We start from the raw sequence: 13,070 nt of genomic DNA on the forward strand, positions 1-13,070 counted from the left end.
ACTTCCTATCTCAATAAGTTACTTAGCTGCTTTAATATGTCTTGGGTCTGATCACCGAGGCGAATGGCATAAAAGCTGTAAACAGCCACCAGCAAGCCCACGCTAATCACAAACAGGTGCTTGATAGTCCATCGTCTGCTCAGGCGATAACGCGCATTACTCTCGTTGACGTTGACATACAACGTGGTCGGCGGAGTATCCCCGCGCAGTGAGTGAAGCTGTTGCTGCAACCGACGGAACAAGCGCTCAAAGTCATCGCTTTTCTGGGCGCTGACTTTGTAGCGCCCGCGATAGCCCAGACAGAGGCAGAGGTAAATGAACTCCAGCAGATGCTGGTAGCGCTGCGCCTCTCCCATCAAACGTTCAAGCAAGACGAAAACCTTCTCCCCTCCCCAGGTTTCATTGTGGAAGTGCACCAACAATGATTGCTTCAACCAGCCATTCTGGCTGTTCCAGCCGTGCCCCAACGCAGTTTCATCAATGAAGGTGCACAGTACGTAACGGAATGAAACAATCGCGCCGGGTTCATAACCCTTGGTTTGCAGAGACTGCTCAATGGCCCGAATGTCAGTAACAACCTGTTGGTAAAGCTTGTCTGGCAGTGCCTGATCCGTCATATCCTGCAAACGCAAGACCATCCCCAGCAAGGGGGTGGCGGCATCGATCATGGGGTTGAGGCTTTCACCACGCAACGGTAGCTGGTACTGGCGTTGAGACGTTTGCAGCGTTTCAGACTTTTCCAGTGACGGACTGTCAACATTGATATCACTCATGATTATTCCTTACCGCCCCTGATAGCCCAGAGCTGCATATCTAAGTCAGGGAAATCCCCTGATACGTGGAACGCGATGGAATTTCCTTGCAGGATCTCTTTCCACGCCGGACTCTTCTGATCCAGACGGAAGTAGGTATATCCAGAGTGATACGGCAACTGGCGTGGCGCAGCAGACAGGGCAATCAATGGCACGCCCGGCAACTGGACGCTGACCAGATCGCGGATTTTTTCCATTGATGTGACTTTGGTTTGCTGGACGAACTGGCGTCGCAACTGCTCCTGCGGTGTGCTGGCGCTGATTGCCAGTACGAATTCGGACTTGCGCAACAGATCGTTGTCGTGCAGTGTTGCCACACGAATGCCACCTTCGTTCTGTTTCAGCGCAATCGAAGTTGCACGTGGGGTCAGAACCACATTTAACGCATCACGAATTGCGTGCATCACAGCCTGGAAGGTATCGGTCAGGTTATTGTGGTCATACGCCAATATATTCCCCGGCAGGCGGCTTGAATCGGTGAACGTCCTCAACTCGCCACAAGTCTGGAGTAGCTCGGTATACAAATGTAGCGGGTGCAAAACGGTTTGTTTGGCATAATGGTTGAACAACGGCTGAACGCGGTTGAGCAATTGCAGCATCATAAATTCGGCGACATCCGCCACCCCTTGCTGACCCGGCGAACCAATGCGTTTAGCCAGTGTTCTTGAACGCTCGGTCAGCAGGCCATCAATTTCCACCATGAAACGCCTGAGTTTGTCAGCCACGAAGATAGACAAACAGGTCGGGACAAATTCGTTATCCAGAACAATGTTGCCATTTTTTTGCTTTTCTTTGATGCGGCACAGTGGAATGGTGGTGTAAGCACTCATGTCCTCGGAGCCTTGCATCAGAACGGGCGTCAATTGGGCAAGCTCCACGGCAGTGGTATCACCACCTTTGGTATGAAGGTCTCGGATATTGGTCGGTAATTTGCGATAACGCACCGTACTTTGCGTTTCTGCATCCGGATCGGCAATTTCCAGAATGGTATCGCTGGACATAGGCAATGCCAGATAAATATCTTTGCTTTTCTCGCCATTGGTATTTTGGATATCCAACGGTTTTGGCAGCATATCTTGGCCAGGCGCAGAAAAAACAGTGCCATCCGGCATAATGCCACTGGCTTCGGTGATCCCGATACGTCCCAGTTTGAGTAAATCATCATTAATGCTCAGGGAGCTGAAACCGTGCGCATAAGGTGTCAAGACTGAAACAAGGCTATGTGCCAGATAATCAATATGTTTTTGTTGTTGCTGAAAATGTTGGGGTTTGATGAATAATCCTTCGTGCCAAATCACCCGATTTTTGCCTGGCATGATTACTCCTCCTCTTTTCTAAGTTCGACGTCGTTATTTCTGACATGCACCAAAATGTGATAATGGCGGCCGATGTCTTTTACCCGGATGATCTTTTTCCATTCAGATTGATTTGCATCTGCATAGTGAACGATGACCCCGATGTAACGGTTTTTCTTTTCCAATGCGATCTGCTCCAGGGGTTTGTATTGTCCTGGTAACAGGGTGTAATCCTGATGATCGATGTAGTTTTTCCCCAGTGCTTTTTCGAGCTTATCGCTATCAAGCTGGTCATAGTCGGCAGCCAGAAAGCGTGAATCCTCACTGAGATAAACCAAATTCATTTCAACAGGGACCGCTTCACCACTTTCATTGGGGTTGATGTCGGGTTCGGCCAGCAATGTAATGTTGGCAACAGAGACCTGCTCATCGGGTTTACCTACCGGTGTGGAAGGGTCCCAAATGACCTGGCCCACTTTTTTTGTTGCGTTCCATGCACTGCTACAGCCGTTCAGCAACATCACTGACAGCAATAAAATCCCTACAGCCCATATACGGCGACTAGCGGAATGTGTCATTGCTGGATTCCTCCAAGCCCTGACGCAATGCGCGGTCATAAGCCTGCTCATACACCTCGCGGAATAATTTTTCGAATCCTTGTTGGCGACTGGAAGATAATTCTCGGTAATAGTTGGTGTACATGTCCCAGGCCCAGGATGCGTCTTTATTCCTGGCTTCATTGCTACGACGATAGTGTGAGAACCGACGGAGCAATTGCTCTGGCGCAAAGGCTTCCAGCATGGTGTCCAGTGCGGCAGAGATGGCAATTCGGTTAGCCTGATAGTGTAATTGCAGGTTTTGCAGACTTTCCGCTACCGCAGCCGGAGCGGAGAGATGAACCGGACTTTTCTGATCAGAAAACATCACCTGCATGGTCGTGTCATAATCCATATTCAGGCGCAGTGGATTATCTTCGATAGGCCGGAGCTGTTTATCACGTAACCCATGTTGTTCACGCTGGAGAGCCAATAACCCCTCAATGGCGGCTTTCATGGTTTTACCCATTTCTTGCAGAAAATCATTTGCCTGCTGGCTGTCGTGCAAAGGCAAACGCGCTTCCAGCCCACGCATGAGAGGGGTAATGGCGACATGATCAACATCCATACTTTCGTACTGTCTGTCGGAATCGATGTCCGGTAAATCAAGGAACTCCTGATCCATAACACTGCCTCGGTTATCAGAAATAGGGTTAGCAAATGGGGGGGTCTGGTAATGATCCGGCGGCAAAAGTTGTTCCGTATCATCAGCTTCAACCCTGGGTTTCAATGTGGTCAGGCTCTCGCTATCAAGTACCCGTAGCGGATCATCACTGAAACGATGCATAACCGTTGGAGCAATGCCTTCATCGTGGGCAAACGCCGATTTTTGTACAGGTGCACCTTCCATCATGGCATCCAACGGATTGCTATAACTGGAAACCAACGATTCGGGGGATATCATTGAAGGATCAACACGATCTGCCTCAGAAAAACTGATATGGGTCTTGATCGACAAATTACCTACGTTGATTTGATCGCCTTGTTGTAACAAGATCAAACCCGACTCTGGCGTCAAAGCCGCACTGTTGATTTGCACTGATTCAGCAAATACTTGCAGGCAAAATGCCCCATCCTGCCATTTAATGGCGAATTGGGACGGGCAGACATTGCCCTGCTGATCCTGCACTGACCAAAGGTGGCTTTCACTGCTACCGACCGTACCACCCTGTATCGAGAACTGGCAGTTGGCGGCTTTACCACTTTCCAGCTGTTCACTGTTAAGAACCCGCAATGAAAGGATTGGTTGATTTTTTTCCATGGTCGTTATTCCATAACTGAAATGATGACAGAAGGTTTCTGTTCCGGTTCGCCGAGAAAACTGGTCCATCCCAAATGGTTATTCTGCGTTGCCCCCAATACCATGCCGCTGACCTGATTTTCAGCCAGGCTAAGACGCAGTTCCCAAGCAAACTGGCTGCGCATGACAAAAGAGATGAACATCACCAAGGGCAGATAGTTTTTGCCATCAGGCAGGAATGAAAGGAACCGATCCCGAGTTAAGTTATTGATACTAAGCAAAAACTTACCACTATAATCCCCAACCCAAGAACCAATGGTGAAGTTGTCTCCTAATACTGATAATTTGGTATCACCAACTTTTAGCCCCTTGTTTTCTCCCCCCAGGCGATTCTGCTGATACACGGGAATGGTGACTTTCCTGAATTGCCAGCCGTGCAACGTGACGTCCTGCAAATCAAAACAGTGGGAAACAAGGCTGCATATGACTTCTGGCGAACGTCCGGGGCTTGCCAGTAATCCGGCGTACGCCAGCATTTTGCTGTGATTGATGTTCAGCATCCGGCGGTTGACATCACTGCCTAACCCAACGAGAGAGAACATACGTTGAGAAAAATAATCTTCCCCACCTTTCTTGAAACAGATGTAATAGCGGTATTTCCGCCAAATCTGATGCAGGATCGTAATTAAACGGTGGTTGAAAATGTTGAGAAAATCCGTCAGACGGTTTTCCCCCTGAGCATCTTCCCATGCCAGTGAATCCAGATAATAGCCTGGCATCGGGGACTGGCTGCCATGCAACCCCATAAAGGAAACTTCCAGTTCGAAGTATCCCTTTTTGGATTGCGTAAGCGAGATGACATCCCGGGTCGGAAATGCCAGGCTGGCGCTGGAACGAAAACGGACAGATTCCAGATCAGGACGATCTGTCTCTCCGGTTTTATCCCACGCTACCGCTAGCTGGTTAAGCAGCTCAACCAGCTGGTAAAAGTTGTACTGTGAGATATCCAATGCCAGCGGCGTGGCAGGATCCTGTTCAGTGATTACATCAACGAGTGTTGACCTATCTGTACCGGCCATTCATAACATTCCTGATTATCTAAATTGATTACCTTCAACATATGAAACGCATTGACGCTGGCATACAGTGAGAAAAACCGTGACAGAATCGTACTGAACAGATAAAGCTCGCCTTCCGAGCTGAATGCCTGTTGCCGGATATACAGGGTTGAACGCAATCCACGGACAGGCTGACCACGGAATAGGTGATCTGTCGGCTTTGTATCAATTTTTTCAATAGCATCAAGCCGTTTCTGCGATGAACGCTTAGACTGCCGGTTATGAATACTGGGGAAATCGTAGGTACGTAGCACCTGTTTTAGGGCATCCTTATCCAGCAATGACATATAGTTGAGCGACATATTTGACAGCAATGACCAGTGCAAACCGCCATCCAACAAAGGGTAGAGAGGCACTGACGGCCGCGTAATATTGCGGAATGACGCAAATGACGGGCTGCCGGTTGACGGGTAATTAATGTCGCCAACCCGCAACTCTAAAGGCAATTCACGGTTAGTACAGGTCAATCTGATCGAAACATTTTCTTTCAGCTTGAGTCTGAGCAGATCAGCCTCATCGTTCCGTACCAATGAGATGAAATGTTCCAACCCCCGGCGGAAAGGCGACTCTTTCACCCGGATACGGTAATAACGCATCGAACGTTCATCTTCGTCATCCATTTGGTGGTTGAAACTTTCAAACGGGGTATAGACTCGCTCACCAAGACGGGCACGACTGCGTTCACCATTTTCCCCCGTCAGCCAGCTTTCTACGCTATCAACGGAGAAAATGTCGTAGTTATCCGGGAAGCTGTAACTGGCTTTCAATGGGTATTCCGTCTGGCTGCCATTGAGTTCAATGGCTTCACTGTCCATGGGGAACAGGTTGATTGCGGGTGTGCAGTGCAGACGAAAAGTGTCATGGCGAATCTTGGCTTCTGGTGGCAATGCCTGAGAAAAATGTAAATTCAGTTTGAAATCTTTGGTCTTGAGATCTTCCGGCAGTTCCGGGAAGCCTTTCACATCAAAAAACAGGAAACTTTCCGCGAAACAGAAATATTCCTGCAAGATGCGATATCCCATATAGGCATTTTTGGGGTAAGGCAGTAACGCATCTTCCCGCTCAAATCCCACAGGCACAAAATCAAAATCTGGCAGCGGGATCACGGTATCACCTGCCACCAACTCTGCTTTTCTGAAGTAGTAGCAAAGCCAGAAATAGAGCTGGGAGGTAGTATAATTATCACCGCTCAAATAAAAACGCAGTTTGCCCAGTTCCAACTCATGCAGGCTCAGTTCTGTTTTCGACGTAAAATTCAGGCCGATAATTCCAGTTTCATTACTGTTATTGACGGTAATGTCACGGATGGAAAGCGGAAAAAGCCAGACATCGCGGCAGAGCGTAAAGGTGCAGCGACCTGGATCGTCTTTTTTGCCAGCCGATTTTTCGTTCGAAAAAATATCATCCTGAGCCGACAACGAATGGCTCATAATCTGTGTGCCACGCTTGACCTGTGTCGCTTTCGTCACCACGCTCTCATCCGGGGTATACTCGATGATGGTCATGCTGGGAGTTGGACGCAAATAGTTCGGCCACAGCATATTGAGCAGGCCGTGGGTCAATTCAGGGAATTGATCATCAATCTTTGCCCGCAGGTTGCCCGTCAGGAAGGCAAAACCTTCAAGCAAACGCTCAACGTCGGGATCAGAACCCTGTTCTGACAAAAATGCGGCAAGATGAGGGCGCTCAACTGCGGCTTCTTTTCCCAGTTGCCGCAGATAGTTCAACTCATCTCTGAAATATTTTTCAAATGACATTTATTGGGTTCGCTCCAGGCAATAGCGCCGGTTGTTATCCAACTGGATGCTAAATTCCACAAGATCGTTGATATCATCCAGAGAGATTTCAGCGCTGATATGAAAGCTCAACAGCAACGGATCTGAATCATCATTGATGGCGCTGACAGAAACCGCTGATATTCTTGGCTCATAATTTCTGATGCACCCTTCAATCGCCCATTCGATACTTTGCTTGAAATCCACCGATGTTGCGGTCGCATCATTGAGATCAATGACCCCTAAATCTACGGCACTTTGGCAAGCACCCGGACGGGAATTCAGCACTTCATTCAAATGCTTCCTAATAGAATCAAGTAGTGCACGCATCCTTGATTGACGGGAAGAGCCACCGCTCTTCCCTTGAATGCGCTCGAACAGACTGGCAGAGCTGCCCCTACTCCAACTGTACAGCGCAGCCATGATTATTCCTTATCCAAACGTCCAACCAGAGACAGTTCGAAACTTGCACCCATGTATTTGAAGTGCGGGCGAACTTGCATCGCCACCTGATACCAGCCTGGATCGCCTTCAACATCCAGTACCTTAATCTCAGCGGCACGCAGAGGACGACGGCTACGAACGTCAGTTGGTGGATTTTCCTGATCAGCAATGTACTGTTTCAGCCACATGTTCAGTTCACGTTCCAGATCCTGACGCTCTTTCCAGGAGCCGATCTGTTCGCGCTGCAACACTTTGATGTAGTGAGCCAGACGGTTGATGATGAACATATATGGAAGCTGGGTGCCCAACTTGTAGTTGGTTTCGGCGTTCTTCCCTTCACGGGTATTGGGGAACACTTTGGGTTTCTGAACCGAGTTTGCCGAGAAGAATGCGGCATTATCGCTACCCTTACGCATGGTCAGGGTAATGAAGCCTTCTTCTGCCAGTTCGAATTCACGGCGGTCAGTGACTAAAACTTCTGTTGGGATCTTCGCCTGAATCTGACCCATTGCTTCATACAGGTGAACTGGCAGGTCGCTGACTGCACCACCGCTTTGTGGACCAATGATGTTTGGACACCAGCGGTATTTAGCAAAGCTGTCAGTCAGGCAGCTAGCCAACAAGTACGCAGTATTGCCCCACAAGAAATGTTCGTGCTCACGGCTGACATTTTCCTGATAGTTGAAGTTCTTGATTGGGTTTTCAACACTGGAATAAGGCAGACGCAGCAAGAAACGAGGGGCGGTCAGGCCTAAGTAACGTGAATCTTCTGACTCACGCAGCGCACGCCATTTAGTATGTGAAGGGCCTTCGAAGACGGATTTCAGATCTTTGATGGCAGGCAGCTCAGTAAAGCTGTTAACACCAAAGAATTCCGGTGAAACGGAAGACAAGAATGGTGCATGAGCCATCGCACCAACCGAACTGACATACTGCATCAGTTTAATATCAGGCGTGGTGTTGTTGAACGCGTAGTTACCGATGACGGAAGCAACAGGTTCCCCCCCAAACTGGCCGTAGCCTGAGGCATAAACGTGCTTATAGAAGCCAGACTGAATAATTTCAGGAGAGAATTCAAAATCTTCCAACAATTCATCTTTAGTGGCATGAAGGATGTTGATTTTGATGTTTTCACGGAAATCTGTGCGATCCACCAAAATTTTCAGTGAACGCCAAGAAGATTCCAATTCCTGGAACGGCTTCGCGTGCATGATTTCATCCATCTGCTCACTTAGCTTTTTATCCAACTCAACGATCATCTTATCAACAAGCAGCTTGTTGATGGGTTCGTCGTTAGAGCCAGTATCCAGGATGCTACCGATAAACGCAGCAACACCTTGTTTAGCAATATAGTAGCCGTCATTTTCAGGAGTCATTCTCGCTTGAGACATAATTTCATCAAGCAAGGAAGTCGTTGCGCCAGAAGCAATAGCTGTGCTGTTTTCTTCGCGTTGAGCCATTTAAAAATTCCTTTAACCAGTTATTTTTTATTGACGATTTCAAGTTCTTTCAGGAGTTGCTCACGAACGGATTCATCATCCAGTAGTGACTGCAAACGAGCACGAAATGCTGGGATATTTCCCAATGGACCTTTTAATGCAACTAATGCCTCACGAAGTTCGAGAAGTTTATTTAATTCAGGCACTTTCTTCGCGACATTATCTGGCGAAAAATCATTCAGCGATTTTATTTCCAGATTAACCGGCAGATCTTCTTCGTTTTTTTCATCGAGACGATTAGGAACGTTAAAAGTTAGGTTGATGTTCGCTTCATTCATTACGGCATTAAAGTTGTTCTTATTGATAGAAACTGTCTGCCGCTCTTCAATTGGCGTATCTTCGCTTTTTCCTTTCAAGTCACCAACAACCAGAAGATTTAGAGGTAATTCAACTTCTGCGGTCTGGTCACCATTATTAGGAACATACTTAATATTAATTCTTTCTTTCGGCGCTACGCTACCTGGACTATTCTTACTCATATTTGAATCCTTTGGCTAATACAACCATGAACTGTCTAACAACCCATTATTGGTGAGAGAATGATTCCAATGTTCACCCATATAATAAATACAGAAAATCTTCCTAAAAAATAGGCTAAAGAAGACAACTATATTTGTAGGCACGAATAGTTTTATATCAACATATAGTTAAATAATCAGATATACTCTATCCAATCGTGGAAATAACATCGATACGAAAATCGTCAAGTTCGAGTTTGACATTTTATTTTTTTGATGTAAAGCCTAAACACAAATTGATAAAGACCTCTATTCAAGCTTTTAATCTTCCTATCAAAATCCATAGCAAGTTATAAACATTTTTTTGCGCTCAAAATAGAGGAAAGTTTGGTTTTACTCTCTGTAAGAGTACGTAATCCCACTACCTATTATTTGCGTTAAAAGAAATATTTTTCATCTTCACCTGAATAAAATATAACCTTACAGACCGTTATCAATAATCATCATCAATATCATTTTGTATTTTATCTTGATTAATTATTCGCCATAACAATCCAGGTTATTTCCATTTTTTTGATCTAGATAACACTTTTCAAATGATCATAAAAAATATTTAAATAAAAAAATAAAAATCATTAAATATCAAAAAGTTAAAAAAATAAAAAAGTCATAGATCATTTTTAAACCAGTTGAATAAGCTTATTGTTTATAAAAAATCAGCTATAAATTTTATAACGGCAATAATTATAAAATTATTATTTGTCATTGAATTAACGTGCATATTGCATTTTTCAAATGACTTTGCATCAGGCAATTTCAGCTTTATTATTCGCCCCGAGTGTTTGGTAAGCGATAATTTCATTTTATTAACAGATGGAATAATCACGCAAGAAATGAACACTTACACTAATATTGGTAACTTTTTATAGGATATTCATATGCCAACTCCATGTTATATTTCCATCCATGGTAAAACTCAGGGTCATATTACCGCTGGTTCATTCACTGCTGAATCCGTAGGTAATATCTTTGTTCAGGGCCACGAAGACGAAATGCTGGTTCAAGAATTTGACCACATCGTCACTGTCCCCACTGATCCACAGTCAGGACAACCTTCTGGCCAGCGTGCGCATAAGCCATTCCGCTTTACCGTTGCATTGAATAAATCAGTTCCTCTGCTGTACAACGCACTGGCTTCTGGCGAAATGCTGCCTACTGTAGAATTGAAATGGTATCGTACTTCAATCGAAGGTAAACAAGAGCATTTCTTTACGACAAAACTGGAAGATGCAACTATCGTTGATATCGATTGCAAAATGCCACACTGCCAGGATCCGGCTAAATCAGAATTCACGCAATTAGTTCGTGTATCTCTTTCTTATCGTAAGATTACTTGGGAACACACTACTGCGGGTACTTCTGGTGCTGACGACTGGCGCGCACCGGTTGTTGCTTAATATCTTATTCATTAAATATTAAGTCATAATTTTTCAGCCAATGAATATTATTCATTGGCTGAATCATTCTAACATCTCAAAATTCCCGCTAATTTACTTTAATTCCTGTTTTTCTATTTTATATTTGTTTTTCTGATTTTTTTTCGCTGTCAGATTTTCATATAGTAATTATTTTCACAATAAATAAAGATAGATGAATTTATAGTTACATGCATGATTGATTTTACGCCAAGCAATCTGACTAAAAAACCGCTGTTCTTAATGTGTTACATTTCCGCCACTTCAATACCTTTCATCAATGTTCCATAAGTAAAACTTGTAAATAAAAAGCTGAAAATACAGAAAAACCCCCTAATTCAATCTCATTATTCTGCTGGACATTGATTAAACCAAATTAAATTTCACTTAACTCTTCACATTGAAATAATACATAACTAAAATGAATTATCATAAATCACTAATGTAAATTTATAACTGGAAATTATAATTCCTGACAAAACACATTTGTTAATCAGAACAACATAAAAGATTTTCTATGCTCTAATGCTTAATTAATAAACTAGGATGTTTAAACCTAACCCAACACGATACATTTCCCATCAACTATTGTCATTTGGGTATTCCCATGATTAAAAGGACGACAATCTTCATCTTATTATGTACTGCATTTCAGGGGAGCGCATCGCCTGATACGCCTAATCCCGCTTTTCCTACAGATGAAGCAAGAAGAACCTTACAAGATAGTTCACGAGAAATAGACCAATTAATTGAAGAACGCCGTCATCAAGGATTGATTAATCGCACCGATAACGTTTCACCACAAACTGTCTCACCCGTCGTAGTGGAAGCACCGCCATGTTTGGCGGTTAATGGGGTTTATCTTCAGGGCATTACCTTACTCTCTCTGGAGGATCTGAATACCCTCAGTGCCCTGCCCGATAGCTGTATCACCCGCAATGACATCAACACGCTGTCAGCGGAAATCACCAACCTTTATATTGCTAAAGGTTACATTACGGCGCGGGTACAGTTTATTCCCCCCAACGCAAATGGCGAGCTAGGGATCAATGTTGTTGAAGGTTTTGTCGAGGCGATAGAAGGTGCTGACCGTTGGGTCAATAGCCAAACACTCTTCCCACGTTTGGTAAATAAACCACTCAACCTGAATCAACTTGATCAAGGGCTGGATCAGGCAAATCGTTTGCAGTCAAACAAAACCACTCTCGATATTCTACCGGGTACAGTTAATGGGGGTTCTGTCGTCAGGCTACATAATCGGCACGCTTCTCCGTGGAGAATAACCACCACAACCGATAATTATGGACAGAAAAGCACAGGAAAATGGATCACGCGACTCAATGCCAGTGTTGATAGCCCATTAAGGTTATCTGACTTTGTTAGCCTCAGCGGTGCCAGTACCGTAGATAAACCCGATACCCAATATAATCGCGCCTATACTCTGCTCTATTCACTCCCCTATGGAGCCGTAACATTGAGTGGATTCAACAGTTATTCCCAATACACCAGTCATCCTCGTTTAAAGATACATTCGACTAAATTGTACGGGAATTCAACGCAAACGGGCATTCGTGCCGATTGGGTTTTTCATCGTAACCAGTCGCAAATTAGTACATTAAACACCCAGTTGGTTTATAAGAATTACACCAACCATTTCCAAGAAGCCAAGCTCACCGTCAGTAGCCAGACATTGAGTGTCCTCGAACTGGGTATTAACCATTTACAAATTATCCCTTCAGGGCTGTTCTCCCTCAATATGAGTATTGAGCGGGGAATGCCGTGGTTTGGTGCCCAAACCGCGACAGCCAACCTGAATAAGCAGTTTACCAAAGGGAAATTATCGGCAAATTTACAACAGCGTTTCACACTCCTGGATGTGCCTTACCAATTCAGCAGCCAATTTTATGCCCAATACAGCAAAGATGGGCTACCCGGTGTTGAGTGGCTCAATGTGACCGACCGTAATGCGGTGCGAGGATTCAGCAAAAATGTGTCATCGGCTGATAATGGCTGGTATTTAAGAAATACATTTTCTCACTCAATCCCCATTGCCAAAGGCTCACTTTTGTTGCGTACCGGCGTGGATATCGGCCAGGTTAAAGGCTATCGCAGTCAGGGCGGCTGGAAAAGCAGTGCCGGATTAAGTGCAGGTCTGACACTACGCTATCAGCAACTGTTTGCGGATGTTGAGTTCAGCCGAGGCAAATTGTTTTCTCACCAAAATAGGCACACGGATGAACCTATGCAACTGTTAACCCGCTTCTCTTACACTTTTTAATTTTTTGAACCATTTGATTTTTTTAACCGCAGCCAGTTGTGGGGATTATCAGAACCATGATCCCCAGAGCGCTGCACATG

11 protein-coding genes are annotated in these 13,070 nt (G+C 45.1%); 2 read left to right on the top strand and 9 right to left on the bottom strand.

Annotated features, from left to right (window positions below; genetic code table 11):
• Nucleotides 1-5: 5 nt before the first annotated feature.
• From icmH to tssB, 9 genes are read right to left on the bottom strand one after another with little or no spacing between them, the layout of a single operon-like run.
• Complete coding sequence (gene icmH, locus ABLA76_RS10725) at nucleotides 6-773, bottom strand: type IVB secretion system protein IcmH/DotU (RefSeq protein WP_047770568.1); 768 nt, start codon at nucleotides 771-773, stop codon at nucleotides 6-8.
• Nucleotides 774-775: 2 nt separating this feature from the next.
• Complete coding sequence (gene tssK, locus ABLA76_RS10730; protein ID WP_047770566.1) at nucleotides 776-2,128, bottom strand: type VI secretion system baseplate subunit TssK; 1,353 nt, start codon at nucleotides 2,126-2,128, stop codon at nucleotides 776-778.
• A 2-nt stretch (nucleotides 2,129-2,130) separates the two neighbouring features.
• A complete protein-coding gene (tssJ, locus tag ABLA76_RS10735) occupies nucleotides 2,131-2,685 on the bottom strand; it encodes a type VI secretion system lipoprotein TssJ (RefSeq protein ID WP_047770565.1) in 555 nt (184 codons plus the stop codon).
• Nucleotides 2,669-3,964, bottom strand: coding sequence for a type VI secretion system-associated FHA domain protein TagH (gene tagH / locus ABLA76_RS10740; RefSeq protein ID WP_348987911.1), 1,296 nt, complete (start codon nucleotides 3,962-3,964; stop codon nucleotides 2,669-2,671). The genes tssJ and tagH overlap by 17 nt, the downstream gene beginning before the upstream one ends.
• Nucleotides 3,965-3,969: 5 nt before the next feature.
• A complete protein-coding gene (tssG, locus tag ABLA76_RS10745) occupies nucleotides 3,970-5,022 on the bottom strand; it encodes a type VI secretion system baseplate subunit TssG (protein ID WP_348987912.1) in 1,053 nt (350 codons plus the stop codon).
• Nucleotides 4,986-6,818: a type VI secretion system baseplate subunit TssF gene (tssF, locus tag ABLA76_RS10750; protein ID WP_348987913.1), complete on the bottom strand. Its 1,833-nt coding sequence runs from the start codon at nucleotides 6,816-6,818 to the stop codon at nucleotides 4,986-4,988. The genes tssG and tssF overlap by 37 nt, the downstream gene beginning before the upstream one ends.
• A complete protein-coding gene (gene tssE / locus ABLA76_RS10755; RefSeq protein ID WP_047770557.1) occupies nucleotides 6,819-7,259 on the bottom strand; it encodes a type VI secretion system baseplate subunit TssE in 441 nt (146 codons plus the stop codon). It lies immediately after the preceding gene.
• Between the two features lie 2 nt (nucleotides 7,260-7,261).
• Nucleotides 7,262-8,740, bottom strand: coding sequence for a type VI secretion system contractile sheath large subunit (gene tssC / locus ABLA76_RS10760; protein ID WP_047770555.1), 1,479 nt, complete (start codon nucleotides 8,738-8,740; stop codon nucleotides 7,262-7,264).
• A gap of 20 nt (nucleotides 8,741-8,760) precedes the next feature.
• Complete coding sequence (gene tssB, locus ABLA76_RS10765; RefSeq protein WP_348987914.1) at nucleotides 8,761-9,258, bottom strand: type VI secretion system contractile sheath small subunit; 498 nt, start codon at nucleotides 9,256-9,258, stop codon at nucleotides 8,761-8,763.
• A 917-nt stretch (nucleotides 9,259-10,175) separates the two neighbouring features.
• Here tssB and ABLA76_RS10770 point away from each other — a divergent pair.
• A complete protein-coding gene (locus ABLA76_RS10770) occupies nucleotides 10,176-10,694 on the top strand; it encodes an Hcp family type VI secretion system effector (protein WP_047770551.1) in 519 nt (172 codons plus the stop codon).
• Between the two features lie 625 nt (nucleotides 10,695-11,319).
• Nucleotides 11,320-12,990: a ShlB/FhaC/HecB family hemolysin secretion/activation protein gene (locus tag ABLA76_RS10775; RefSeq protein ID WP_348987915.1), complete on the top strand. Its 1,671-nt coding sequence runs from the start codon at nucleotides 11,320-11,322 to the stop codon at nucleotides 12,988-12,990.
• The last annotated feature ends 80 nt before the right edge of the window (nucleotides 12,991-13,070 follow it).

The sequence above is a fragment of the Xenorhabdus sp. SGI240 genome (assembly GCF_040081915.1).
Taxonomy (GTDB): domain Bacteria; phylum Pseudomonadota; class Gammaproteobacteria; order Enterobacterales; family Enterobacteriaceae; genus Xenorhabdus; species Xenorhabdus bakwenae.

Bases quoted from the DNA above. Each gene is read 5' to 3' on its own strand.
- tssG (WP_348987912.1), bottom strand. From the start codon at position 5,022: ATGGCCGGTACAGATAGGTCAACACTCGTTGATGTAATCACTGAACAG.
- tssJ (WP_047770565.1), bottom strand. From the start codon at position 2,685: ATGACACATTCCGCTAGTCGCCGTATATGGGCTGTAGGGATTTTATTG.
- tssF (WP_348987913.1), bottom strand. From the start codon at position 6,818: ATGTCATTTGAAAAATATTTCAGAGATGAGTTGAACTATCTGCGGCAA.
- ABLA76_RS10775 (WP_348987915.1), top strand. From the start codon at position 11,320: ATGATTAAAAGGACGACAATCTTCATCTTATTATGTACTGCATTTCAG.
- ABLA76_RS10770 (WP_047770551.1), top strand. From the start codon at position 10,176: ATGCCAACTCCATGTTATATTTCCATCCATGGTAAAACTCAGGGTCAT.
- tssB (WP_348987914.1), bottom strand. From the start codon at position 9,258: ATGAGTAAGAATAGTCCAGGTAGCGTAGCGCCGAAAGAAAGAATTAAT.
- tssC (WP_047770555.1), bottom strand. From the start codon at position 8,740: ATGGCTCAACGCGAAGAAAACAGCACAGCTATTGCTTCTGGCGCAACG.
- tagH (WP_348987911.1), bottom strand. From the start codon at position 3,964: ATGGAAAAAAATCAACCAATCCTTTCATTGCGGGTTCTTAACAGTGAA.
- icmH (WP_047770568.1), bottom strand. From the start codon at position 773: ATGAGTGATATCAATGTTGACAGTCCGTCACTGGAAAAGTCTGAAACG.
- tssE (WP_047770557.1), bottom strand. From the start codon at position 7,259: ATGGCTGCGCTGTACAGTTGGAGTAGGGGCAGCTCTGCCAGTCTGTTC.
- tssK (WP_047770566.1), bottom strand. From the start codon at position 2,128: ATGCCAGGCAAAAATCGGGTGATTTGGCACGAAGGATTATTCATCAAA.